The organism is Acidimicrobiia bacterium (genome assembly GCA_036271555.1).
Classification (GTDB): Bacteria; Actinomycetota; Acidimicrobiia; order IMCC26256; family PALSA-610; genus DATBAK01.
Genome location: DATBAK010000001.1, coordinates 109,058 through 133,809 on the forward strand (window position 1 = coordinate 109,058; position 24,752 = coordinate 133,809).

The window sequence follows — 24,752 nt, forward strand, 5'->3', positions numbered from 1 at the left end:
TCTACGAGGTGTGCGGAATCAGCGCGTAGAGCTGGTCGGAGGTCGCGACGTAGATGCGGATGCCCGACGCGGTGATCCCCTCGAGCGCTGTGTTCGTGAACACTCGAGTGCCCTCCAGCATCCCGGTCGTGATCGAGCGCGCCTGCACCTGGCTCTTGTTCGAGAAATCGCTGTTGTAGACCGTGTAGAAGGTCGAACCGACGATCGCCGGGTCGAAGCCCGTGTTGGCGCGCGGACCCCACAGCCGCGCACCGGTCGTCGCGTCGTAGCCGGAGAGCTGACTGCCGCCGCTCGAGCTGACGTGGTTGTCGCCGTCGAGGGCGACAGTGTCGCCGACCGCGAGCACGTTCGCACCGTTCGCCCGCCACGCGACCGCGCCGGTCGTCGGGTCGATGACGAGCGTCCCGAACCCCGCGCCCTCCTGCGGCGTGTACTCGACTGCGTAGACGAGGCCGTGCGCGTAGACCGTCTTGCTCACGGCCGACGTCGGCGCGCCCGGAGCCTTGAACACCACCGACGACTGTCCGTCGGTCTCGCCGTACACGGTCAGGAAGTCGTGCTGCACGTCGCTCGCATTGAGCGTGGTGCTCCAGACATACAGATTGCCGTCGCCGAGTGCGAGCGTCCCGGCCGATTGGTGTGCGCTCTTCGTCCACACGAGCGTGCCCGTCGCGTCGTAGCGCGTGACCGCGAGCGTCGTGTACACCTGCCGCCCCTCGTTGACGACGAACACGTTCGCGCCGTCGATCGCGACGCCGGTGATGCCATGGCGACCCGGCGGGACGGCGCTCCAACGCACGCGTCCGTCGGTCGCGTCGAGGGCGATGACGTGTCCTGTCCCGTTGGTCGCCCGCGTGTGCAGGTAGACCACACCGTTCGCGACTGCGTCGATCTGCGAGTCGCTGACCGTGCCGAGCGAGTGGGTCCAGCCGACCGCGCCCGTCGCGGAGTTGAAGGTCCGGACGGTCGACGAGAACGCCTGCCCACCGTTGGGCCCGACCCGATCGACCGTGAAGAGCTTGCTCCCCACGACGATCGGCGCCTGGCACGCCGGACAGTTCACGGACCACCGGTTCGTGAACGTCACGGTCGGCGGCGACGCCGCGAACGACTGCGCCGCCACGCCCGACCCGAGTGATCCGAGCGCGATCACGAAGAATGCCACTACCCCACGCTTCAGCATGGCGGAAGCCTACGTCCGATATGTCCGCTCTACCACCCCGCGTCCGTGGCCGGCGCCGACCTCGCCGATCTCTGAGGCGTCGTGTCCGGCGGCCGCCAGGACCGCGACCGCGGGCTCGACCTCGGCAGCCGGCACGATCGCGACCATTCCGACGCCGAGGTTGAACACGTGCTCCATCTCGTCGTCGGCGACGTCGCCGGCGGCCTGGATCTCGGCGAAGATCCGGGGCTCGGGCCACGAGCCGCGCCGCACGACCGCGTCGACGTCGTCGGGGAGCGCACGCGCGATGTTGTCGGGCAGTCCGCCCCCGGTGATGTGCGCAAAGCCGTGGACCTCGACGGCGTCCACGAGCGCGCGCATCGCCGGCGCGTAGATGACGCTCGGCAGCAGCAGCTCCTCGCCGAGCGAGCGATCGGCGCCCGGCCACGCGGGATCGTCGAGCACGCGTCCGCGGCGATCGAGCAGCGCCCGCCGCGCCAGCGAGTACCCGTTGCAGCGCAAACCGGGACTCGCGATGCCGATCAAGCGGTCGCCGGCCCGCACGCCGCGCGGCAGCACGCGCGAACGCTCGACGACACCGACCGCGAAGCCGACGAGGTCGAACTCGCCCGGCGCCATCAGGTCGGGGTGCTCCGAGGTCTCACCACCGAGCAGCGCGCAGCCCGCGGTCACACACCCGTCGGCGACCCCCGCGACGATCTCTTCGACCTCGTCGGGCACGAGGTGACCCATCGACACGTAGTCGAGGAAGAACAGCGGCTCCGCGCCCTGCACCGCGATGTCGTCCGCCGACATCGCGACAAGGTCGATCCCGATCGTCCGCCGGCGGCCCGTGAGGCGCGCGATCACCGACTTCGTGCCGACGCCGTCGGTCGACGACACGAGCACCGGATCGTCGTAGCGCTTCCAGTCGATCGCGAACAGTCCGCCGAAGCCGCCGAGATCGCTCACGACCTCGGGCCGGAACGTCTTGCGGACGTGCGTCTTGATGAGCTCGACGGTCTTGTCGCCCGCCGCGATGTCGACGCCCGCGTCGCGGTACGTCAGCGGCGCGCCGTCGCGCTCGGTCACGCGCGCGCTCAGACGGGCTCGACGCTGGGGAGGTGCAGCACGCGCTCGTCCTCCAGCACCAGCTTCATGTCGCTCTCCGGAACCGGCACGGGGTAGTCGCCGGTGAAGCACGCGGTGCAGAAGCCCTCGGCGCCCGCACCCGTGGCCGCGATCAAGCGGTCGAGCTCGAGGTACCCGAGCGAATCGACGCCGAGGAAGTCCTTGATCTCGCCGACCGACATGTCGGCCGCGAGCAGATCGCTGCGCTTGCCGGTGTCGAGGCCGTAGAAGCACGGCCACTTGTACGGCGGCGACGACACACGGAAGTGCACCTCGGTCGCGCCCGCCTCGCGGAGCAGCGCGATCGTCTCGCGCGTGGTCGTGCCGCGCACGATGGAGTCGTCGACCACGATGACGCGCTTGCCCTTCACGTTCGACGGCAGCGGGTTGAGCTTGATGCGGACGCTCGCGCCGCGGGCGTGCGCACGCGGGTCGATGAACGTGCGCCCGACGTAGCGGTTCTTCACGAAACCGTCGCCGTACGGGATGCCCGACTGGCGCGCGTAACCCTGCGCGGCGGGGACGCCCGACTCGGGAACCGGCATCACCATGTCGCCGTCGACCGGCGCCTGGCGCGCGAGCTCCTCGCCCATGCGCTGGCGCGCGGAGTGCACGCTCTGCCCGTACAGCTGCGTGTCGGGGCGCGCGATGTAGACGAACTCGAAGAGGCAGAGCTTCGGCGTCGGCTCCGCGTAGCGGATCGAGCGCACGCCGTTGGCGTCGATCGCGACGAGCTCGCCGGGCTCCACCTCGCGAACGAAGTGCGCGCCGACGATGTCGAGCGCCGCGGTCTCCGACGCGAGGACCCAACCGCCCTCGGTGCGTCCGAGCACGAGGGGCCGGAATCCGTGCGGGTCGCGCACGCCGAAGAGGTGCGCCTCGTCCATGAGCACGAGCGAGAACGCGCCGGCGAGCTTGGGCAGCACGACCTGGAGCGCGTGCTCGAGCTCCCGGCCGTCGGAGCGTTCGATGTCTTCGTAGGCCCGGCCGAGCAGCTCGCCGACGAGCTCGCTGTCGGAGGTGAGCACGCCGGGCAGCATGCCGAGGCTCTCGGCGAGCTCGACCGTGTTCGTGAGGTTGCCGTTGTGCCCCAGGGCGATGCCGGCGTCGCCGACCGAGCGGTACACCGGCTGCGCGTTCCGCCACGTGCTCGACCCGGTGGTCGAGTAGCGCACGTGGCCCATCGCGAGATGGCCGTCGAGCGGCGCGAGCTTGAGCTCGTTGAAGACCTGGCTCACCAGGCCCATGTCCTTGATGACCGTGATCATCTCGCCGTCGCTGGCGGCGATGCCGGCGGACTCCTGGCCGCGGTGCTGCAGCGCGTACAGCCCGAGGTACGTGAGGTGGGCGACCGGCCGGCCCGGGGCGTACACCCCGAAGACCCCGCAGGCCTCGCGAACCTGGTCGTCCATGCCTCCATTATCCCATGCCCGCCGCGGTCCTCCGGGCTTCGGGGCCCTCGTCCGGGCACGACTACCGTCTGCCGCCATGTCACAGGATCTGCCCGACGCCGGTTGCTGTCTCTGGTTCACCGGGCTCTCCGGCGCGGGCAAGAGCACGATCGCGAACATCGTGGTCGCCGAGCTCGTCGCCCGTGGTCACAAGGTCGAGCTGCTCGACGGCGACGAGGTGCGCGAGCACCTGTCGAAGGGCCTCACCTTCTCGAAGGAAGACCGCGACATCAACATCCGGCGCATCGGATGGGTCGCGAAGGTCCTCGCCCGTAACGGCGTGGTGGCGGTGACCGCCGCGATCTCTCCGTACCGGGAGCTGCGCGACGAGATGCGCGCGCAGATCGACAACTTCGTCGAGATCTACATCGCGACCCCGTTCGAGGTGTGCGAGGACCGCGACGTGAAGGGTCTCTACGCGAAGGCGCGCGCCGGCGACATCCCGCAGTTCACCGGGCTCGACGATCCCTACGAGCCGCCGCTGAACCCCGAGATCCGGGTCGAGACCGAGGGCCACACGCCCGCGGAGTCCGCGATCGAGGTCGTCGCCTGGCTCGCGGCGCACGGGCTCGCGCCCTCCGGGGACTGAGCCGCTGATGCCCGGCGGCGCCCCGCTGCGGCTGCACTGGTTCCTGCCGACCGGCGGCGACGCGCGCGACGTGCTGCCCGACGACGACGATCCCTCGCGCCGGCCGCCCGACCTCGACTACCTCGCCCAGATCGCGGTCGCGTGCGATTCGCTCGGCTTCGACGGGATGCTCACGCCCTGCGGCACCGGCTGCGAGGACGCGTGGCTCGCGACCGCGGCGCTCATCCCGCTCACGAAGCGGGTGAAGTTCCTCGTCGCGTTCCGGCCCGCGTTGCTCACGCCGACGCTCGCCGCGCAGATGGCGTCGACGTACCAACGGTTGTCGGGCGGACGCCTGCTCGTGAACATCGTGACCGGCGCGGAGCCGGCCGAGCTGGCGCGCTTCGGCGTCTTCGCCGACAAGGAGACGCGCTACGCACGAACGGGCGAGTTCGTGGAGGTGATGCGGGGCGCGTGGAGCGGCGAGCCGTTCGACTACCAGGGCGAGCACTTCACGGTCGAGCAGGCCACGACGCGCGTGCCGCCCGATCCGATCCCGCGCATCTACTTCGGCGGCGCGTCCGACGCGGCCGAGCGCGTCGCCGCGCACCACGTCGACGTGTACCTCGCGTGGGGCGAGCCGCCCGACATGGTGTCGGAACGCGTCGCGCGCATGCGCGCGCTCGCTGCGGAAGCCGGTCGCACGCTCGACTTCGGCATCCGGTTCCACGTCATCGCACGGCCGACCGCCGACGAGGCGTGGGCCGCGGCCGACGCGTTGCTCGCGCACATGGATCCGAACGCGATCGCGGCGGCGCAGCGCGACTTCGCGGCGACGCAATCGGTCGGTCAGGCGCGCATGGCCGCGCTCCACGGAGGCGACGCCGACCGACTCGTCGTGTACCCGAACGTGTGGGCCGGCATCGGCTTGGTGCGCGGCGGCGTCGGTACCGCGCTCGTCGGCTCGTACGACGAAGTCGCGGATCGCATCGCGGAGTACCACGGCCTCGGCTTCGACGAGTTCATCCTCTCGGGCTATCCGCACCTCGAAGAGGCGTACTGGTTCGGTGAGGGCGTGATGCCGCGTCTGCGTGAGCGCGGCCTGCTCGCCGAGCGCGAGCGCGGCGCGGGCGCGGTCTTCTCGTTCCGATGAGCGCGTGACGGGTCGCGTGCGCGCCGGTCTGCTCGTCGTCGGCCACGTCGACCCGCGCAGCACGCACATCGCGGGCGACTACACCGAGCTGTTCTCCGCGCTCCTCGCGCCGGTCGGCGTCGACGTCGTGCCGTACTTCGCCGATCGCGGCGAGCTCCCGGCATCGCTCACCGAGTGCGACGGCTGGTTGTGCTCGCCGAGCCGATCGTCGGTGTACGACGACGAGCCGTGGATCGCCGGCGTCGAGGATCTGCTGCGCGCGGTCGTCGCCGACGACGTTCCGTTCGTCGGGATCTGCTTCGGACATCAGCTGCTCGCGCAGGCCCTCGGCGGGCGCGTCGAGCGCGCCGAGGACGGGTGGGGCGTCGGCGTGCAGCCGTACGAGCTGATCGAGCCGTTGCCCGGCTCCGACGCGCGCGGCTCGTGCGCGCTCATCGCGAGCCACCAGGACCAGGTCGTCGCGGTGCCCGACGCCCTGCGCGTGATCGCCCGCTCCGACTACTGCCCGGTGGCGGGGCTCGCCGCGGGTGAGCGCGTCTGGACGGTGCAGGGGCATCCGGAGTTCGTGCCCGCGCTCGCCGACCATCTGCTCGGCCTGCGCGTCGAGCTCATCGGCGCGGAGCGGGTCGCGACCGCGCGCGCGTCGCTCGCGCGTCCGACCGATCGCGAGGCGGTCGCGCGCGCGATCGCGTCGACGTTCGGCGCGCGTTAGCCCTTCGCCGTCAGCCGGCGATCCCGAGCGCGGCCGTGAGGCCGTTCGCCCAGGTGTGGTGCGCGTCGGCGAGCGCGGCGTCGAACGCGTCCGACACGCGGAGCCGGTCGCCGCCCGCGATCCCGATCTCGGCGGCGGGCACGCCCGCGGTCGCGGCGCGCTCGAGCACCGCCGCGACGTCGGAAGTCGCGACGACGACGCGCGACGTGGATTCGGAGAAGCACTGCTCGGCCGGTGTGCACGCGTCCGCTCCCGGCGCGCGCGCGAGGTCGACGTCGAACCCGAGCTGCGCGCCGAACGCCATCTCCGCGAGCGCGACCGCGAGCCCACCGTCGGCACAATCGTGGATGCCCGAGGCGCGACCGTCGCGTACGAGCGCGGCCACGACGTCGTGGAGCGCACGCGCGCGGTCGAGGTCGGCGCGCGGCGGCAGGCCGTACGCGTAGCCGTGCAGCACCGACGCCCACTCCGAGCCGCCGAGCTCCGCGTCGGTCGTGCCGAGCACGACCAAGTGATCACCCGCGTCGAACCGCGGCGTCGGTGGCCGACGCGCCAGGTCGTCGACGACACCGATCACCGCGACGACGGGCGTCGGGTCGATGTCGGTGCCGCGCGACTCGTTGTAGAAGCTCACGTTGCCGCCGACGACGGGGATGCCGAGCGCCTCGCACGCCTCGGCGATGCCTTCGACCGCCTCCGCGAACTGCCACATCACCTCGGGGTGCTCGGGGTTGCCGAAGTTGAGGCAGTTCACGAGCGCGCGCGGCACCGCGCCCGAGCACGCGACGTTGCGCGCCGCCTCGAGCACGACGAGCCGGCCGCCGGTGCGCGGATCGAGCCGGCAGAACCGGGCCTTGCCGTCGGTCGAGAGCGCGAGCCCCTTCGTCGTCTCCTTCACGCGCAGGACCGCGGCGTCGGCACCCGGCGCGACGACCGTGTTCAGGAAGAGCTGGTGGTCGTATTGGCTCCAGACCCAGCGCTTCTCGGCGATCGTCGGCGTCGCGAGCAACGCGAGCAGCTCGCTCGTGAGGTCGGTTCCGGGCGCGAACTTCTCGCGCAGCATCGGTGCGGGGTCGTCGGCCTGCCGTTCGGCAAGGTCGGACGGCACCGCGCGCGGCCGGTGGTACACAGGACCGTCGCCGAGGCTGCCGGCGGGCACGTCGGCCTCGGGCTCGCGATCCGACGACACGGAGATCGGCGCCTCGCCGATCGGCGGCGCCGGTTGCTCGCCGGGTACGCCCCACGCGTCGAACACGCCGTTGAAGACGCGGAAGCGCCCCGTGTCGTTCACGCGCCCGACGACCTCGGCGCGCACCTCCCAGCGGAGCGCGAGCTCGAGCACCGCGTCGAGGTTCTCGGGCGTGACGATCGCGAGCATGCGCTCCTGGCTCTCGGAGATCAGCAGCTCCACGGTGCTCATCCCGGGCTCGCGCCGCGCGACGCGCGCGGCGTCGAGATCCATGCCCATGCCCGCCTTCGCCGCGGTCTCCGACGCCGCGCACGAGATGCCCGCGGCGCCGAGGTCCTGCACACCGACCGCGAGGTTGCGATCGAGCAGCTCGAGGCACGCCTCGATCAACCGCTTCTCCTCGAACGGATCGCCGACCTGCACCGACGGTCGCTTCGCCTCGGAACCCGCTTCGAAACCCGCCGACGCGAGCACGCTCGCCCCGCCGATGCCGTCGCGTCCCGTCGACGAGCCGAGCAGCACCGCGAGGTTGTCGGCGCCTTCGGCGCGCGCGAGCACGAGCCGCTCGTGCGGCAGCACACCGAGACAGAGCACGTTCACGAGCGGGTTGTCGCGGTAGCAGTCGTCGAAGACGACCTCGCCGCCGATCGTCGGCACGCCCACCGCGTTCCCGTAGCCGCTGATCCCGGACACGACGCCTTCGAACAGGTAGCGCGTGCGCGCGTCGTCGAGCGAGCCGAACCGCAACGGATCCATGAGCGCGATCGGGCGGGCGCCCATCGAGAAGATGTCGCGGATGATGCCGCCGACACCGGTCGCCGCGCCCTGGTACGGCTCGACGGCCGACGGGTGGTTGTGGCTCTCGATGCGGATCGCGATCGCGATCCCGTCGCCGATGTCGATGACACCCGCCCCCTCACCGGGGCCGACGAGCACCCACGGCGCCTCGGTCGGGAAGCGCGAGAGGTAGGGGCGCGACGACTTGTAGGAGCAGTGCTCCGACCACATCACCGAATACATCGCGAGCTCGAGGTCGGTCGGCTCGCGCCCGAGCTCGCCCACCACGGCCGCGAGCTCGTCGTCCGTCATCCCTAGCTGGCGGTGACGCGGCTCCATCGACAGATCCCTTTCGCAACGGCGTTTCGAGACTAACGAACCGCTTGGAACGACCGCGCGTCGCCGCTCGGGTCGAATACGGCGAATTGCATTGACTACTATCCTCCGAGCCGAATTCACCAGCGGATGAGGTTGACCACATGCCCGTTAAAGCCAAGAAGACGCCCATGAGCGCGGCGCACAAGCAGGCGCTCGCCGAAGGGCGGGAGCAGAGTCGTGTCGTACGTGAATACCTCGATGCGCTCGAGGCCCACAAGCCGAAGCGGGGCCGCAAGCGCACCGCCGATAGCGTGAAGAAGAACCTTGCCGACGTGAACCAATCGCTGAAGTCGGCGATCGGATCGGGTCGGCTCGAGCTGATCCAGCGCCGCCGTGACCTCGAGGTCGAGCTCGCGAGCATGCAGGCCGGCGGCACCGACGTCACTGCGCTCGAGAAAGCTTTCGTCAAGGTCGGCAAGAGCTATGCCAACCGAAAGGCGATCTCCTACGCCGCTTTTCGCGAGTTCGGTGTGCCTGCCGACACGCTGAAGCGGGCCGGCATCAGCCGCGCCGGCGCCTAGCCGCCGGCCGCCGCCACTCGCTCGAATACGAGCTGGCGGAGCCGCCACGAGATTGCATCCAGAGTCGGGTCGTCGACCCGTCGCTGCAGCGCGTCGATCAGCTCGTCTCGCTCACGACGGGACACGACCGCGTCGGCGGACGCGTCCCACGCGCGGGCGTTGCGCCAGAACATCGCCGCCGCGGTGCCGGCGGTGATGCGCGGGACGACCGATCGGTCGAGCACGCGCCGGAAACCGGGCGGCGTCGGCGTGGCCGCGAGCGCAGCGCCCGCGTACATGTCGGCCCCGGCCGCGGCGACGACGGCCGCCACGATCGCTTCGTAGCGCGCGAACAGGGGATCGTCGCTCACGATCTCGTCGGGCTCCTCGAGGGCGAGGCGACCGCCCGGACCGACTGCTCCGCACCAATGCGCCACGGTGCGCTCGATATCGGGCAGGTGCGACAGCAGCAAGCGCGCGTAGACGACGTCGAATCCGCGCCCACCGGCCGCGGGCAGCGGCTCGGTCGCGTCGGCGACGAGCACCCGCGCCGCGGGAACACGCGCACGCGTGTGCTCGGCGAACGTCGGTGAGCGTTCGACCGCGACGATCTCCGCGTCCGGGAAGGTCGCGGCGAGCAGCTCGGTGCTGTAGCCGGGCCCGGGTCCGAGGTCGAGCACGCGCGCCACGGTGCCCGTGATCGTCGAGAGCAGTGCGCGGCTCGTCGGCTCGAACGCGGCGGCCACGATCGCCATCCGCTCGGTCGCGATATCAGAGTCGCCGAAGGTGTACGACGAGCTCAAGCCGCGGAGCGGTCGGCGCGTGCGCCCGCGGCGTGCAGCAGCGACTCGAGCAGCACGACGCCGTCGGCCGAGCCGAGCAGCGCGTCGCTCGCGCGCTCGGGGTGGGGCATGAGCCCGACGACGTTGCGACCTTCGTTGCACACACCCGCGATGTCGTCGAGGCTGCCGTTCGGGTTGTCGGCGTACCGCACCACGACGCGATCCTCGGCCTGCAACTTCGCGAGCGTCTCCGCGTCGCAGACGTAGTTGCCCTCGAAGTGGTTGATCGGCACGCGCAGCCGTGCGCCGCGCGCGGCGCGGTTGGTGAGCGCGGTCGTGTCGGTCTCGACGCGCAGCTCGACGGTCTCGCAGAGGAACTTCATGCCCGCGTTCTTCTGCAGCGCGCCCGGCAGCATGCCCGCTTCCGTGAGCACCTGGAAGCCGTTGCAGATCCCGACGACCGGTCCGCCGCTCGCGGCGAAGTCGCGCACCGCGTCCATCACCGGCGAGAAGCGCGCGATCGCGCCGGTGCGGAGGTAGTCGCCGTGTGCGAAGCCGCCGGGTACGACGATCGCGTCGGCGCCGCCGATCGTCTCGTCGCCGTGCCAGCAGATCCGGGCCTCGCCGCCGAGGTGCTCGATCGCCCAGACGACGTCCTGCTCACAGTTCGTGCCGGGGAACAGCACCACCCCGACGGTGGCGCTCACGCGCGCGTCAGCTCCTCGATCCGCAGCGAGTAGTCCTCGATCACCGGGTTCGTGAGGATGCGATGGCACATCTCGTCGACCTGCGCGGTCGCCGTCGCCACGTCGGGAGCGTCGACGACGAGACGGATGCTCTTGCCGATACGCACCTGTGACACGTTCGCCCAACCGAGCGCGGGGAGCGCCCGCTCGACGGTCGCGCCCGCCGGATCGAGGATGCCCGGGCGGTGCGTCACCTCGACCTGGGCTTCGTAGCGCGGCATCGACGCGATCCTAGTTTTCGGGCCCGAACCATTCGTCGAAGCTTTGACCGGTGATGGTCTCGTAGGCCTCGACGTAGCGGCCGCGCGTGCTGTCGATCACGTCCGTGGGCATGTGCGGCGGCGGGCTCACGCGATCCCAACCGACGTGGTCCATGTGATCGCGCACGAACTGCTTGTCGAACGATGGCGGCGAGCCGCCGGGCCGGTACCTCTCGGCCGGCCAGTAACGCGACGAGTCCGGTGTCATCACCTCGTCGATGAGCAGGATCTCGCCGTCGAGCTCACCGAACTCGAACTTCGTGTCGGCGAGGATCACACCGCACGAGGCCGCGTGGTGCGCGCCGAACTCGTAGAGGCGCAACGACAGCTCGCGTAGCTTCGCGTAACGGTCGGCGCCGACGAGCGCGATCGCTGCGTCGGGATCGAGCGAGAGGTCGTGACCAACGTCTGCCTTCGTCGTCGGCGTGAACAACGGCTCCGGCAGCTTCCCCGCCTCGTCGATGCCGGCCGGGACACTCTGCCCGCCGACCGTGCCGCGTTCGCAGTACTCGCTCCACCCGTGCCCGAACACGTAGCCGCGCACGACACACTCGAGCCGGATCGGGCGCGTCGCGCGCACGAGCATCGCGCGGCCCTCGACGTCGCGCGCGACCTCGGGGAAGTCGGTCGGATCGGCGGATATCACGTGGTTCGGCACGAGATCGGCGGTGCGGTCGAACCACCACGACGACAGGCCGGTGAGCACGCGGCCCTTGTCGGGGATCTCGTCGGGCAGCACCACGTCGAACACCGACACGCGATCGCTCGCGACCATCAACAGACGGTCGTGCGCGACCTCGTAGAGCTCGCGCACCTTGCCGGTGTACACGTGCTTCAGGGCCGAATCGGTCACAGCGAGTCCTCGGGGGGGTCGGACGCGTCGAGGGCGTGGAAGAAGCGGCCGATGTTCGCGACCGCGTGGTCGAGGTCGAAGCAGGCGGCGAGCGCCTTGTCGTCGAGCGCAGCGTTCACCTCGGGATCGGCGACGAGCAGATCGTGGAACGCGCGCCGCTCCTCCCATGCCGTCATCGCGTTGCGTTGCACGATGCGGTACGCGGCGTCGCGGCTCATGCCGCTGCCGACGAGCGCGAGCAGCACGGGCTGGCTGAACACGAGACCGAACGACGCGTCGAGATTCTCGAGCATGCGCGCCGGGTGAACCTTCATCCCGCTGACGACATTCGTGAGTGTGGTCACGACGTAGTGCGCGAGCAGCATCGAGTCCGGGAGGATGATGCGCTCGACCGAAGAGTGCGAGATGTCGCGCTCGTGCCAGAGCGCGACGTCTTCGAGCGCGGCCTGGAGGTTCGAGCGCAGCACGCGCGCGAGCCCGCAGAGTTGCTCGCACTTGACGGGATTGCGCTTGTGCGGCATCGCGCTCGAGCCCTTCTGCCCGGCGCGGAACGGCTCCTCGACCTCGCCGACCTCCGTGCGCTGGAGGTGACGGATCTCGAGCGCGCACGACTCGACGGTCGCGCCGATCGACGCGCACGTGTACAGCAGCTCGGCGTGGCGGTCCCGCGCGATCACCTGCGTCGACGGCACGGGAGTGAGCCCGAGCGCCGCGCACACATGCGCTTCAACCGCAGGATCGACGTTCGAGTACGTGCCGACTGCACCGGACAGCTTGCCGACCGCGATGTTCTTCCGCGCGTGCCGGAGCCGTTCGCGATCGCGCCGGATCTGCAGGGCCCAGAGCACGAGCTTGGCGCCGAACGTCGTCGGCTCCGCGTGGATACCGTGCGTCCGGCCGACCATCGCCGTGTCGCGGAACTCGTGCGCCCGCGCGGTCACGATCTCGTCGAGCGCGTCGAGCGCGCCGAGGAGCAGGTCGCACGCCTTCGTGAGCTGGCTGCACAGCGCGGTGTCGATGACGTCCATCGACGTGAGCCCGTAGTGCACCCACGATCCCGCGGGGAAGCCGACGCTCTCCTGTACGACGTCGACGAACGCGGCGACGTCGTGATCGGTGACCTTCTCGCGTTCGTTGATCGCGTCGACGGTGAACGCGCCCCGTTCGCGGATCGCGCGCGCGTCGTCGCGCGGGACGACGCCGAGCTCGGCCCACGCCTCGCACGCGAGGATCTCGACCTCGAGCCACGAGCCGAACTTCGCCTCGTCGCCGAACAACGCGGCCATCTCCGGCCGCGAGTAGCGCGGGATCACGATCGGGTCGCGAGCGCGGCGCCCGCAATGTCGTGGCGGTAGTGCATGCCCGGGAACGAGATGCGGTCGAGCGCGGCGTACGCGCGGTCGCGTGCGTCGCGAATCGTCGGCGCGATCGCGGTGACGTCGAGCACGCGGCCGCCCGCAGTGACGATCGCGCCGTCGTCGCGACGCGCGGTGCCCGCGTGGAACACGGTCACGCCGTCGATCCCGGCCGCGGCTTCGAGTCCGTCGATCACGTCACCGCCCCGCACTGGCGCCGGGTAGCCCTCGGCCACGGCGACCACGGTGATGCACGCGTCGTCGCGGAAGCCGACCTCGGTCTCCAACCGACCCCCCGCCGACTCGATGCAGTGGCGCAGCAGATCGGACTCGAGCCGCGGGATCACCACCTGGCATTCCGGGTCACCGAATCGCACGTTGTACTCGATCACCTTCACGCCGTCGTTCGTCAGCATCAGGCCCGCGTACAGGATGCCGCGATAGTCGATGCCGCGCAGGCGCAGCTCGTCGAGCGTCGGCCGCACCGCCTTCGCCATCGCCTCCTCGACGACGTCGGCCCCGGCCACCGGTACCGGCGAGTACGCGCCCATGCCCCCGGTATTGGGACCGCGGTCGCCGTCGCCGACCCGCTTGTGGTCCTGCGCCGGTGCGAGCGGGACCGCGTCGCGACCGTCGCACAGCACGAGCAACGACACCTCCGGCCCGCTCAGGCCCTCCTCGATCACCAGCGTTCGGCCCGCGTCGCCGAACGCCGCACCGGACAGGTAGTCGTGCACCGCGTCGCGAGCGTCGCCCATCGAGTCGGTCACGACGACGCCCTTGCCCGCGGCGAGGCCGCTGGTCTTCACGACGTAGCTCGAGCCCGACATCCGTTCCAGATACGCGAACGCAGCGTCCTCGTCGCCGGCACCGAAGGTCGCATGGGTCGCGGTCGGGACGCCGATGAGGGCGAGCAGCTCCTTCATCCACGCCTTCGAGCCTTCGAGCTGCGCCGCCGCGGCGGTCGGACCGAACGCGAGCCGGCCCCGCGCCTGCACCGCGTCGACCGCGCCGGCCACGAGCGGAACCTCGGGGCCGACGATCACGAGCCCGGCGTCGACTTCGTCGGCGAGCGCCGCGATCGCGGCCGGATCGTCGACCGCGACCGGGACGCAACGGCCGAGCGCCGCGATGCCGGGATTGCCGGGCGCGGCGACGAGCTCGTCGAGCTCGGGCGAGCTCGCCAGCGCGTCCGCGAGCGCGTGCTCACGACCGCCTCCGCCGACGAGGAGGACGCGCACCGGTCAGGCGGCTCTCGGCCGCACGACCGTCTGATCGCGCGCCGGGCCCACCGAGACGAAGCTCACGTGCGCGCCCGCGACCGTTTCGATGAAGCGCACGTAGTCGCGCGCGGCATCGGGCAGGTCCTCGAGGTGCTCGGCTTCTTCGATGTCGCACTGCCAGCCGGGCAACGTCTCGTACACCGGTCGCACCTTGTGCAGCACCGACTGGTGGTACGGCACGTGCTCGTAGCGCTCGCCGTTCTCGCCCTCGTACGCGACGCAGACCTTCAGCTCCGCGAGCGGTGAGAGGACGTCGAGCTTCGTGATCGCGAGCTCCGTGCACGTGTTGAGCCGCACCGCGTGACGCAGCATCACACCGTCGATCCAACCGGGCCGGCGCTTCCGGCCGGTGTTCGTGCCGTACTCGTGACCGCGCTCGATCATCAGCTCGGCGATCGGGTCGGGTGGGAACAGCTCGGTCGGAAACGGACCGCTCCCGACGCGGGTCGTGTACGCCTTCACGACGCCGACGATGCGCTCGATCGCGCGCGGCCCCACACCCGCGCCCGTGCACACACCACCGGCGACCGGGTTGCTCGACGTCACGAACGGATAGGTGCCATGGTCGAGATCGAGGAACGTCGCCTGCGCGCCCTCGAACAGCACCCACTGGCCCGCTTCGAGCGCCTCGTGCACGAGGTACACCGTGTCGTCGATCATCGGCGCGAGGCGCGGCACGAACTCGAGGTAGCGGCGCGCGATCTCGTTCGCGTCCATCGGCAGCCGGTTGTAGACCTTCGCGAGCACACCGTTCTTCTCGCGGAGTGCGAGGTCCAACTTCTCCTTGAAGATCTTCGGGTCGAGAAGGTCCTGGACACGCAGACCGACGCGCAACGCCTTGTCGGCGTACGCGGGACCGATGCCCCGCTTCGTCGTGCCGAGCTTGTTCTTACCGAGGAAACGCTCGGTCACGCGGTCGAGCTCCTGGTGGTACGGCATGATCAGGTGGGCGTTGCCCGACACGCGCAGGCGGCGCGTGTCGATGCCGCGGCTCTCGAGCATGTCGAGCTCGTCGATGAGCACGGCGGGGTCGACGACGACGCCGTTCGCGATCACCGGCACGACCCACGGGTACAGCACGCCGCTCGGTGTGAGCTGGAGCTTGAACACCTCGCCGTCGACGACGAGCGTGTGCCCCGCGTTGTGTCCGCCCTGATAACGGACGACGAGTGCGGTCTCCTTGGCGAGGTAGTCGGTGAACTTCCCCTTCGCCTCGTCGCCCCACTGGGTACCGACGATCACCGCGCCGGGCATCGGCAAACCTCTCGAGCCGGCGGGCAGCGGCGCGCGTCCAGCGCGTCAGCAGTCACGTTGGGGAGAGCGTAGTGGATCGGTCGCGTGTCCTCCCGGGCCGTTCCGGAGAGCCGCGACGGGGCCTCCTACGACGTGCGGGTTCGCCGCCGCAACCGACGCAGGACCCGGTGGTTCGGCTCGTCAGTCGGCCCGTGCGAGCCGCTGGTTCACGCGCGCCGCCTGACGGGTCTGATGGTCCCGTTCGGCGAGATTGGGCGCGTGGCGCGCGGCATCCGCGTACAGGCGCGCCGCGAGCTCGAGCTCGCCGTTCTTCTCGTGCAGGTACGCGGCGACGGCCTCGCGCCGCGGAACGTTCGAGTCGATCGCGGCCAGCGCGGCCAGACCGGCGGGCGCGCCGTCGGCCTCGCCGACCGCGACCGCGCGGTTCAGACGGACGATCGGCGTATCGGCGAACCGGAGGAGCTCGTCGTACCACTCGACGATCTGGACCCAGTCGGTCTCCTCGACCCGCGCCGCGTCGGCGTGCAGCGCGGCGATCGCGGCTTGCGCCTGGTATTCGCCGAGGCGATCGCGTGCGAGCGCAGCGTGCGTGATGTCGACGCCCTCCGCGATCAGATCCGTGTCCCACTGGCTGCGGTCCTGATCGGCGAGCGGCACGATGCGGCCGTCCGCGGCGGTGCGACTGCGGCGCCGGGCATGGTGCAGCAACATCAGCGCGAGCAGCCCCTGGACCTCGGGCTCGTCGACCAACCTCGCGAGCTGCCGCGTCAGCCGGATCGCCTCCGCCGCGAGATCGATCGCCCCGGAGTAGCCCTCGTTGAAGACGAGGTAGAGCACCCGCATCACCGTGCGCGCGTCGCCCGGACGATCGACACCCGCCCGACCGACGACGCGCTTCGCGCGACTGATCCGCTGCGCCATCGTCGGCTCGGGCACGAGGTAGGCCTGCGCGATCTGGGCCGTGGTGAGACCGCCGACGGCTCGGAGCGTCAGCGCGACCGCCGACGACGGCGTGAGATCGGGGTGCGCGCACAGGAAGTACAGGCGCAACGTGTCGTCGGCGCTCGGCACCGCGCCGGCCGGAGGCTCGATGTCGAACCGAACCTCCCGGTCGCGGCGTGCCGCTTCCGAGCGGGTCATGTCGATGAACGCCCGCCACGCAACGGTCACCAGCCACGCCGTCGGATCGGTGGGTGGCTCGTGCTCCCACGCGGGGAGTGCGCGGATGAGCGCTTCTTGCACGGCGTCCTCGGCCGTCGCGAAGTCGACACCGCGACGGACGAGGACGCTCAGCACCTGCGGGACGAGCTCACGGAGCTCGACCTCGTCGACGGTCACTCCGTGACGGTCGGCGGTTCGCTCATGAACGGACGGACCTCGAGCCACTCGTGAATGGGCTCGCCGTTCGCGCCGGGCGCGGCCGACAGCTCGCCCGCGAGCTCGAGCGCGCGCTCGAAGCTGTCGACGTCGATCACCATCCACCCCGCGATCAGATCCTTCGTCTCCGCGAACGGACCGTCGGTGACGGGTGGGCGACCCTCGCCGTCGGAGCGGACCCACACGCCGTCGGGCGCCAGCGCCTGCGCGTCGACGAACTCACCGCTGCCCTCGAGCTTCGCCGCGAAGTCGCGCATGAACTGGATGTGCGCCTCGACCTCGGGGGGGCTCCAGCGGTCCATCGGCACGTTGTTCACCGGTGCCGGGGCGCCTCGGTAGTGCTTGAGCAACAGGTACTTGGCCATGGGGTTCTCCTCGGGTGACGCCGGCCCGTCCGGCCGGATTCACTCCTGGGACGGAGCCCGATCCGGGTCCTCGACATCGGGGCCGAGAAATTTCTCGGGTCAGGACACGAGCTCGGCGGTCTCGGCCGCGTCGAACACGAGGCCGCCGTCGGGGGTGGCGTCGACGACGATCGTGGAGCCGTCGAGGTACGTGCCCTCGAGCAGGCCCATCGCGATCGGATCGGCGAGCTCCCGCTGCAGCACCCGCTTGAGCGGTCGGGCGCCGTAGTCGGGGTCGTAGCCCGCACGCGAGATCCACGCGCGCGCCGCATCGGTGAGGTCGAGACCGACACCGCGATCCGCCAGACGCGAACGCAGCTGGCCGAGCTGGATGTCGACGATCCGCGCGATGTTCTCCTCCGACAGCCGGTCGAACACAACGATCTCGTCGACGCGGTTCACGAACTCGGGCTTGAAATGCGCGCGCACCGCCGCCATCACCGCGTCCGCGTCACCGCCCGATCCGAGGTTGCTCGTCATGACGACGACCGCGTTCGTGAAGTCGACCGTGCGGCCCTGCCCGTCGGTGAGCCGGCCGTCGTCCATCAACTGCAACAGCACGTTGAACACGTCGGGGTGCGCCTTCTCGATCTCGTCGAGCAGCACGACCGCGTACGGACGCCGGCGCACCGCCTCCGTGAGCTGGCCGCCCTCCTCGTAGCCGACGTAGCCCGGAGGCGCGCCGACGAGCCGCGACACCGAGTGCTTCTCCATGTACTCCGACATGTCGATGCGCACCATGGCGTGCTCGTCGTCGAACAGGAAGTCCGCGAGCGTGCGCGCGAGCTCGGTCTTGCCGACACCGGTCGGGCCGAGGAAGAGGAACGATCCGATCGGCCGGTGCGGGTCGGAGAGACCGGCGCGCGATCGACGGATCGCGTTCGCGACCGCGTGCACCGCCTCGTCCTGACCGATCACCCGTTCGTGCAGCACCTCTTCGAGGCGCACGAGCTTCGTGACCTCGCCCTCCATGAGCCGGCTCACGGGGATGCCGGTCCACTTGGCGACGATCTCGGCGACGTCCTCCTCGTCGACCTCTTCCTTCAACATCGCGCCGTCGTGCTGGAGCTCCACGAGCCGGTTCGACATCGTCTCGATCTCGCGCTCGAGCACCGGCAGGTGCCCGTAACGCAGCTGCGCGGCGCGCTCGAGGTCGCCGTCGCGCTCGGCCCGGTCGGCTTCGCCGCGCGCGACTTCGAGCCGTTCCTTGCCCTCGCGGATCGCGGTGATCGCGTCCTTCTCGCTCTGCCAGTGGGCGACCATGCCGTCGCGCTCTTCACCGAGCGACGCGAGCTCCGCGTCGAGCAACTCCAACCGCGCCTTCGACGCGTCGTCGGTCTCCTTGGCGAGCGCGGCGCGCTCGATCTCGAGCTGACGGATGCGCCGTTCGACGACATCGATCTCGAACGGCATCGAGTCGATCTCGATCCGCAGCCGCGACGCGGCCTCGTCGATGAGGTCGATCGCCTTGTCGGGAAGCCGGCGGCCCTGGATGTAACGCGTGGAGAGAATCGCGGCGGCGACGAGCGCGGAGTCCTGGATCCGCACACCGTGGTGGACCTCGTAACGCTCCTTGAGGCCGCGCAGGATCGCGATCGTGTCCTCGGTCGTCGGCTCACCGACGTACACCTGCTGGAAGCGGCGCTCGAGCGCGGCGTCCTTCTCGACGTACTTGCGGTACTCGTCGAGCGTCGTCGCGCCGATGAGGCGGAGCGCACCGCGCGCGAGCAGCGGCTTGATCATGTTCCCCGCGTCGACCGCGCCCTCCGCACCGCCGGCGCCGACGAGCGTGTGCAGCTCGTCGATGAACGAGATGACCTCGCCGTCGGACTGCTGGATCTCCTGCAGAACCGCCTTGAAGCGCTCTTCGAACTCGCCACGGTACTTCGCGCCCGCGACCATCGAGCCGAGGTCGAGCGCGATCAGGCGCTTGTTGCGCAGACCTTCCGGAACGTCACCCTCGACGATGCGGCGCGCGAGCCCTTCGACGATCGCGGTCTTGCCGACGCCGGGGTCGCCGATGAGCACCGGGTTGTTCTTCGTACGGCGCGAGAGCACCTGGATGACGCGTCGGATCTCCTCGTCGCGACCGATCACCGGGTCGATGCGACCGTTGCGCGCGTCCTCGGTGAGGTCGCGCCCGTACTTCTCGAGCGCCGCGTACTGCTCCTCGGGGTTGTCGCTCGTGACGCGGTGACTGCCGCGCACGCTCTTGAGCGCGTCGAGTACCGCGTCGTGCGTGACGCCGAAGCCGCGCAATAGGTCGCCGACGCCGCCCGCGACCTCCGTCATCGCGAGCAGCACGTGCTCGGTCGACAGGTACTCGTCGTCGAGCGCGGCGCGCTGCGCGTCCGCGGCTTCGAGCACGCGGAAGGCCTCCGCCGCGACCGACGCCTCGCGCACGGTCGTGCCACTGACACGCGGCCGCGCGGCCAGCGTCTCGTCGAGCCGAGCGACGACCACACCCGGCACGACGCCGATGCGCTCGAGTACCCCGCTCACGATGCCTTCCGGCGCGGCGACGAGCGTCCGCAGAATGTGCTCGCTCGTGACCTCGGTGTGGCCCTGCTCGCGGGCTGCGGCCTGGGCCGCGCCGAGGGCCTCGGTCGTCTTGCGGGTGAATCGCTCGGGGTTGATGGGCATGCGGTCCTCTCCGGTGCTCGGACTTACCGCAAAGTTGACAACGTCATTATCAACTTTGTTCCCGGTCCCGCAGGGTCGTGTCTCGCCTCGGCGGCACCCGGAGCCGGACGACCGTGCCCGGCACGACCGGCACGAGGTCGCGCCGGTACTCCTTGTGCGCGGCGTCGACGGCCTCCTTCGTCGTGGTCGCGGCCTGCGACAGCTGCGCCTCGAGCTCCAGGATGCGCGCCCGCGCGGTGGCCAGCGTGTGCTCCAGCTCGAGGATGCGCTCGACCCCGGAGAGTCCGACGCCGGCCTGCGTGAGCTCCTGGATGTGGCGCAGCAGCGCAATATCGCGCTCCGAGTACCGGCGGCTCCGACCCTGCGTGCGCTGGGGCTCGATCAGCCCCTTGCGCTCGTAGATGCGCAGCGTCTGCGGGTGGACGCCGGCGAGCTCCGCCGCCACGGAGATGACGTAGAGAGCGCGCGCGTCACGTTCCATCGTGGTTCCTTCCTGCCGACGCGGCGAGGTCGCCACGCGGATCCTCGGAGAAGACCTCGGTGAGCCGCTCGACGGCGATGCGCTGCTCGTCGGTGAGCGCCTTCGGCACCTGCACGTCGAGGGTGACGATGAGCGCGCCCTGCTTCACGCCCTTGCCGGCGACGCGCAGTTGTGTGCCGCTCTGGGTTCCGGGCTTCACCCGGATCGTCACCGGACCGTCGAGCGTCGGAACGGGAACCTGCGCGCCGAGCGCGGCCTCCGCGAACGTCACGGGAACGCGCACCGTCAGGTCGTCGCCGCGCCGGCCGAATCGCGGATGCGGCTCCACCGACACGATCACGTAGAGGTCGCCGGCGTCACCGCCGTTCGCACCGGCCGCGCCGCGACCCTTCACCCGGATGCGCTGACCGTCGGCGACGCCCGCGGGGATGCGTACCTTGACCGTGCGCGGCCGCACCTCGACCCCTCGCCCGTGACACGTCGGGCACGGGTTCGGGATCACCTGACCGCGACCGCCGCAGTTCGGGCACACCTGCGAGAACGAGAACGGACCCTGGTCGACCGCGATCGATCCGGAACCACTGCACTGCGGGCACACGTCGGGCGTGGTTCCGGGGGCGGCACCCGAGCCGTGGCACGTCGAGCACGACGCCTCCGCGGTGAACGACACCGAGGTGGTGATCCCGCGCACCGATTCCTCGAAGCCGAGGTGCAACTGCGTCTCGAGATCACTGCCGCGCTGCGGTCCCGGCCGCCCGCGCCCGCCGCCTCCGCGCCCGCGCCGACCACCACCGCCGAACAGGCCGCCGAGGATGTCGCCGAACCCACCCTCGCCGCCGGCGTCGAAGGTGACGTTCTGGAAGCGCGGGTCGCCGCCGAAGAAGTCGTTGCCACCACTGCCGAAGCCGGCCGCGCCCGGCGAGTAGCCGTTCGCGACCATGTCGCGGACCCCGTCGTACTCCTTGCGCTTCTCCGCGTCGCCGAGCACGTCGTACGCGGCCGATACGTCCTTGAAGCGCTCCTCGGCCGCGGTATCGCCGGGGTTCTGGTCGGGGTGCAGCTTGCGCGCCAGGTTCTTGTAGGCGCGCTTGATCTCCTTCTCGTTCGCGCCCTGCGGCACGCCGAGAGTCGAGTAGTAGTCCTTCTCGAACCACTCGCGCTGCGGCGCCACGGCTACCCGTTCGCCTCTCCCGGACGCTCGCCGAGCGCCGCGTCCGAACGCGTCACCTTCACCATCGCCGGTCGCAACACCCGACCGTTCAGCGCGTAGCCCGTGCGCAGCACGTCGCCGACGCGCGGCTCGCCGTCGCCGTCGTCCTGCATCACCGCTTCGTGCAAGTTCGGGTCGAACTCCACGTCGAGCTCCGCGATGCGCGCGAGGCCCTGGCGTTCGAGCACGCCGTTCAACTCGCCGACCGCGAGCTCGACGCCCTTGCGCACCTTCTCGTCGGCGTCGCCGAGGCTCACGACCGCCATCTCGAACGCGTCGAGCGCCGGCAGCATCGCCTCGACGAGCTGCTCGGTCGCGCGCTGCGACAGCGCAGCCTGATCGCGCATCACGCGCTTGCGGTAGTTCTCGAAGTCGGCCTGGATCCGCTGCGCCGCGCCGCGCAGCTCGTCGCGCTCCGCGGCGAGGTCACGCAGATCGGCTTCGAGCAACTCCGCCTCGACCGCTTCCTCGTCGATCACGTCGGCGGCAGGACCCGGATCCACCGGGCCCTGCGTCGCGTCGTCGCTCATGTCAGGCGCTCTTCTCGTCGTCGACGATCTCCGCGTCGGCGACCTCGTCGTCGCTCGGCGCCGAGCCGCCCTCGGTCGCGCCACCCGGCGCGTCCGCGGCCGTCGACTGCGCCGCCGCGTAGATGCGCTGCGCGAACTCCTGGCTCGCGGTGATCAGCGCCTCGTGCGCGGACTTGACGGCCTCGACGTCGGCACCCGCGAGCGCGTCCTTCAACGCCTTGAGCGCGTCCTCGATCTTCGCCTTCTCGTCGTCGGAGACCTTGTCGCCCTGCTCCTTGAGCAGCTTCTCGGTCTGGAAGACGAGCGAGTCGGCGGTGTTGCGGACCTCGGCCTCCTCACGGAGCCGCTTGTCCTCTTCCGCGTGCGCCTCGGCGTCCTTCATCATGCGGTCGATCTCGTCCTTGCCGAGCGCGGTGCCGCCGGTGATCGTCATCGACTGCTCCTTGCCCGTGCCGAGATCCTTCGCGCCGACGTGCACGATGCCGTTGGCGTCGATGTCGAAGGTGACCTCGATCTGCGGCATGCCGCGCGGTGCCGGCGGGATGCCGGTGAGCTGGAACGTGCCGAGCGGCTTGTTCCGGTACGCCATGTCGCTCTCGCCCTGGAGCACCTTGATCTCGACGCTGGGCTGGTTGTCGTCGGCGGTCGTGAAGACCTCCGAACGCTTGGTCGGGATCGTGGTGTTGCGCTCGATGAGCTTGGTCATGATCTGACCCTTGGTCTCGATCCCGAGCGACAGGGGCGTGACGTCGAGCAGGAGGATGTCCTTGACGTCGCCCTTGAGCACGCCGGCCTGGATCGACGCACCGACCGCAACCGCCTCGTCGGGGTTCACGCCCTTGTGCGGGTCGCGACCCGTGACCGAGCGCACGAGGTCGACGACCGCGGGCATACGCGTCGAACCGCCCACGAGGATGATGTGGTCGATCTTGTCCTTCGAGGTCCCCGCGTCGCGGATCGCCTGCTCGACCGGGCCCTGCACGGCCTTCAACAGGTCGTCGGTGATCTCCTGGAAGCGCGCGCGCGACAGCTTCAACTCGAGGTGGAGCGGACCGTCGCTCGTCGCGGTGATGAACGGCAGGTTGATCGTGGTCTCCTGCAGTGAGGAGAGCTCGATCTTCGCCTTCTCCGCCGCTTCCTTCAGCCGCTGGGTCGCCATCTTGTCGGCCGACAGGTCGACGCCGTGCGCGTTCTTGAACTCGCTGACGAGCCACTCGATGACCCGCTGGTCCCAGTCGTCGCCGCCGAGGTGCGTGTTGCCGGCCGTGCTCTTCACCTCGAAGACACCGTCACCGATCTCGAGGACCGACACGTCGAACGTGCCGCCGCCGAGGTCGAACACGAGGATCGTCTGATCCGCGCCTTCCTTGTCGAGCCCGTAGGCGAGGGCCGCGGCCGTCGGCTCGTTGATGATGCGGAGCACCTCGAGGCCCGCGATCTCGCCGGCCTCCTTGGTGGCCTGGCGCTGCGCGTCGTCGAAGTACGCGGGGACCGTGATCACGGCCTGGTTCACGGTGTCGCCGAGGTACGCCTCGGCGTCGCGCTTGAGCTTGCCGAGGACCCGCGCCGAGATCTCCTGCGCGGTGTACGCCTTGCCGTCGACGTCGATCGTCCAGCTCGTGCCCATGTGGCGCTTCACCGAACGGACCGTGCGGTCCGGGTTCGTGATCGCCTGGCGCTTGGCGACCTCGCCGACGAGGACCTCGCCGGTCTTCGAGAAGGCGACGACCGAGGGAGTGGTCCGTCCGCCTTCGGAGTTGGGGATGACGACCGGCTCACCGGCCTCCAAGACCGAAACGACCGAGTTCGTGGTGCCCAGGTCGATTCCGACAGCCTTGGCCATGGGGGTTCCTCCTTGTCCCGGGCGGGCCGGGAGAACGGGTACGGGATCTCTACATCGAACTTGAGTGCGACCGACTATAGAAGTTGAGTGTGGTGCCATCAATTCCCGTTCGGCGACGATCCCGTGACGCCGATCGGAACTCTCGGTAGATTTCGCCGATGGCGCGCCGTGATCAGTTCATCGACCACCTCTCCCAGGTCCCGCTCTTCTCGGCCCTCTCCCGTCGGGAGCTCTCGCTCGTGGCCCGGCGGGCCGAGGACGTGTCCGTGCCCGCGGGCAAGGTGCTGGTCTCCGAAGGGGAGACCGGCCGGCAGTTCTTCGTGATCATGGCGGGCACCGCCAAGCTGACCCGACGAGGCCGGCGGATCGCGACGCTCGGGCCCGGCACGTCCTTCGGTGAGCTGGCGCTCCTCGACAAGCACCCGCGTAACGCGACCGCGGTCGCGGAGACGCCGATGGAGCTCGTCGTCATCGGCCAGCGGGAGTTCGCCGGACTGATCGACGACGTGCCCGGCTTCGCGCGCAAGCTGCTCGCCGCGATGGCCGGTCGGCTGCGCGTCGCCGACGCCAAGGAACAAGAAGTCTGAGCCTTCTGGTCGGGCTCGACTTCCTAAGCCGGCGAGCGGCGCGCGGCGCGAGCACGCGACCTCGCCCGCTCCCATCCCGCGTCCCGGAGGGCGAGCGCAGCAGGCCCGACCAGTAGATTCCGC

The 24,752-nt window shown here is 70.4% G+C and carries 23 protein-coding genes; 5 read left to right on the forward strand and 18 right to left on the reverse strand.

What is annotated here, in order from left to right; all coding sequences use genetic code 11:
* Window position 1: 1 nt before the first annotated feature.
* Genes VH914_00645 through purF form a run of 3 tightly spaced genes read right to left on the reverse strand, consistent with a single transcriptional unit; the run spans window position 2 to window position 3,705 of the window.
* Window positions 2–1,183 (reverse strand): PQQ-binding-like beta-propeller repeat protein, encoded by a 1,182-nt coding sequence (locus tag VH914_00645; protein ID HEX4489686.1) that lies wholly within the window; start codon window positions 1,181–1,183, stop codon window positions 2–4.
* A 9-nt stretch (window positions 1,184–1,192) separates the two neighbouring features.
* A complete protein-coding gene (gene purM, locus VH914_00650) occupies window positions 1,193–2,365 on the reverse strand; it encodes a phosphoribosylformylglycinamidine cyclo-ligase (GenBank protein ID HEX4489687.1) in 1,173 nt (390 codons plus the stop codon).
* Window positions 2,263–3,705: an amidophosphoribosyltransferase gene (purF, locus tag VH914_00655; protein ID HEX4489688.1), complete on the reverse strand. Its 1,443-nt coding sequence runs from the start codon at window positions 3,703–3,705 to the stop codon at window positions 2,263–2,265. Before purF ends, purM begins: the two co-directional genes overlap by 103 nt.
* Window positions 3,706–3,781: 76 nt before the next feature.
* On the opposite strand from purF, the gene cysC reads away from it, so the two are divergent.
* The 3 genes from cysC to VH914_00670 are packed head-to-tail and all read left to right on the forward strand — an operon-like array spanning window position 3,782 to window position 6,177.
* A complete protein-coding gene (cysC, locus tag VH914_00660; GenBank protein ID HEX4489689.1) occupies window positions 3,782–4,333 on the forward strand; it encodes an adenylyl-sulfate kinase in 552 nt (183 codons plus the stop codon).
* Between the two features lie 7 nt (window positions 4,334–4,340).
* Complete coding sequence (locus VH914_00665) at window positions 4,341–5,465, forward strand: LLM class flavin-dependent oxidoreductase (protein HEX4489690.1); 1,125 nt, start codon at window positions 4,341–4,343, stop codon at window positions 5,463–5,465.
* A 4-nt stretch (window positions 5,466–5,469) separates the two neighbouring features.
* Window positions 5,470–6,177, forward strand: a complete 708-nt coding sequence (locus VH914_00670; protein ID HEX4489691.1) for a type 1 glutamine amidotransferase — start codon at window positions 5,470–5,472, stop codon at window positions 6,175–6,177.
* Between the two features lie 10 nt (window positions 6,178–6,187).
* Here the strand turns inward: VH914_00670 and purL are convergent, their stop codons facing one another.
* Entirely contained in the window at window positions 6,188–8,482 is a 2,295-nt protein-coding gene (gene purL, locus VH914_00675; protein HEX4489692.1) for a phosphoribosylformylglycinamidine synthase subunit PurL, read from the reverse strand.
* A 140-nt stretch (window positions 8,483–8,622) separates the two neighbouring features.
* Between purL and VH914_00680 the strand changes: the two genes are divergently transcribed.
* Window positions 8,623–9,042 carry a hypothetical protein gene (locus tag VH914_00680; protein HEX4489693.1) on the forward strand — a complete coding sequence of 140 codons (420 nt, stop codon included), beginning with the start codon at window positions 8,623–8,625 and terminating at the stop codon, window positions 9,040–9,042.
* On the opposite strand, the gene VH914_00685 is transcribed toward VH914_00680, so the two are convergent.
* The 14 genes from VH914_00685 to dnaK all read right to left on the reverse strand — a co-directional run bounded on the left by VH914_00685 (window position 9,039) and on the right by dnaK (window position 24,042).
* The gene (locus tag VH914_00685; protein ID HEX4489694.1) at window positions 9,039–9,767 is read right to left on the reverse strand and encodes a class I SAM-dependent methyltransferase; all 729 of its coding nucleotides are present in this window, start codon (window positions 9,765–9,767) and stop codon (window positions 9,039–9,041) included. The two genes, VH914_00680 and VH914_00685, sit on opposite strands and share 4 nt — an antisense overlap.
* A gap of 53 nt (window positions 9,768–9,820) precedes the next feature.
* Window positions 9,821–10,510 carry a phosphoribosylformylglycinamidine synthase subunit PurQ gene (purQ, locus tag VH914_00690; GenBank protein ID HEX4489695.1) on the reverse strand — a complete coding sequence of 230 codons (690 nt, stop codon included), beginning with the start codon at window positions 10,508–10,510 and terminating at the stop codon, window positions 9,821–9,823.
* The gene (gene purS, locus VH914_00695) at window positions 10,507–10,770 is read right to left on the reverse strand and encodes a phosphoribosylformylglycinamidine synthase subunit PurS (GenBank protein HEX4489696.1); all 264 of its coding nucleotides are present in this window, start codon (window positions 10,768–10,770) and stop codon (window positions 10,507–10,509) included. Before purS ends, purQ begins: the two co-directional genes overlap by 4 nt.
* Window positions 10,771–10,780: 10 nt before the next feature.
* The gene (locus VH914_00700; protein ID HEX4489697.1) at window positions 10,781–11,662 is read right to left on the reverse strand and encodes a phosphoribosylaminoimidazolesuccinocarboxamide synthase; all 882 of its coding nucleotides are present in this window, start codon (window positions 11,660–11,662) and stop codon (window positions 10,781–10,783) included.
* A complete protein-coding gene (gene purB, locus VH914_00705) occupies window positions 11,659–12,975 on the reverse strand; it encodes an adenylosuccinate lyase (GenBank protein HEX4489698.1) in 1,317 nt (438 codons plus the stop codon). Before purB ends, VH914_00700 begins: the two co-directional genes overlap by 4 nt.
* Window positions 12,972–14,258: a phosphoribosylamine--glycine ligase gene (gene purD, locus VH914_00710; GenBank protein HEX4489699.1), complete on the reverse strand. Its 1,287-nt coding sequence runs from the start codon at window positions 14,256–14,258 to the stop codon at window positions 12,972–12,974. The genes purB and purD overlap by 4 nt, the downstream gene beginning before the upstream one ends.
* A gap of 3 nt (window positions 14,259–14,261) precedes the next feature.
* The gene (locus tag VH914_00715; GenBank protein HEX4489700.1) at window positions 14,262–15,554 is read right to left on the reverse strand and encodes an adenylosuccinate synthase; all 1,293 of its coding nucleotides are present in this window, start codon (window positions 15,552–15,554) and stop codon (window positions 14,262–14,264) included.
* Between the two features lie 180 nt (window positions 15,555–15,734).
* The gene (locus VH914_00720; protein ID HEX4489701.1) at window positions 15,735–16,892 is read right to left on the reverse strand and encodes a DUF6596 domain-containing protein; all 1,158 of its coding nucleotides are present in this window, start codon (window positions 16,890–16,892) and stop codon (window positions 15,735–15,737) included.
* Window positions 16,889–17,296, reverse strand: a complete 408-nt coding sequence (locus tag VH914_00725) for a YciI family protein (protein ID HEX4489702.1) — start codon at window positions 17,294–17,296, stop codon at window positions 16,889–16,891. Before VH914_00725 ends, VH914_00720 begins: the two co-directional genes overlap by 4 nt.
* Before the next feature lie 99 nt (window positions 17,297–17,395).
* Window positions 17,396–19,978: an ATP-dependent chaperone ClpB gene (clpB, locus tag VH914_00730; GenBank protein HEX4489703.1), complete on the reverse strand. Its 2,583-nt coding sequence runs from the start codon at window positions 19,976–19,978 to the stop codon at window positions 17,396–17,398.
* A gap of 49 nt (window positions 19,979–20,027) precedes the next feature.
* On the reverse strand, window positions 20,028–20,459 hold the full coding sequence (locus VH914_00735) for a MerR family transcriptional regulator (GenBank protein ID HEX4489704.1): 432 nt from the start codon (window positions 20,457–20,459) through the stop codon (window positions 20,028–20,030).
* Window positions 20,449–21,630: a molecular chaperone DnaJ gene (gene dnaJ, locus VH914_00740; GenBank protein ID HEX4489705.1), complete on the reverse strand. Its 1,182-nt coding sequence runs from the start codon at window positions 21,628–21,630 to the stop codon at window positions 20,449–20,451. The genes VH914_00735 and dnaJ overlap by 11 nt, the downstream gene beginning before the upstream one ends.
* A gap of 2 nt (window positions 21,631–21,632) precedes the next feature.
* Window positions 21,633–22,199: a nucleotide exchange factor GrpE gene (locus VH914_00745; protein ID HEX4489706.1), complete on the reverse strand. Its 567-nt coding sequence runs from the start codon at window positions 22,197–22,199 to the stop codon at window positions 21,633–21,635.
* Window position 22,200: 1 nt separating this feature from the next.
* Window positions 22,201–24,042 (reverse strand): molecular chaperone DnaK, encoded by a 1,842-nt coding sequence (gene dnaK / locus VH914_00750; protein HEX4489707.1) that lies wholly within the window; start codon window positions 24,040–24,042, stop codon window positions 22,201–22,203.
* A 158-nt stretch (window positions 24,043–24,200) separates the two neighbouring features.
* Here dnaK and VH914_00755 point away from each other — a divergent pair, with 158 nt between their 5' ends.
* The gene (locus VH914_00755; protein HEX4489708.1) at window positions 24,201–24,629 is read left to right on the forward strand and encodes a cyclic nucleotide-binding domain-containing protein; all 429 of its coding nucleotides are present in this window, start codon (window positions 24,201–24,203) and stop codon (window positions 24,627–24,629) included.
* Window positions 24,630–24,752 lie beyond the last annotated feature (123 nt).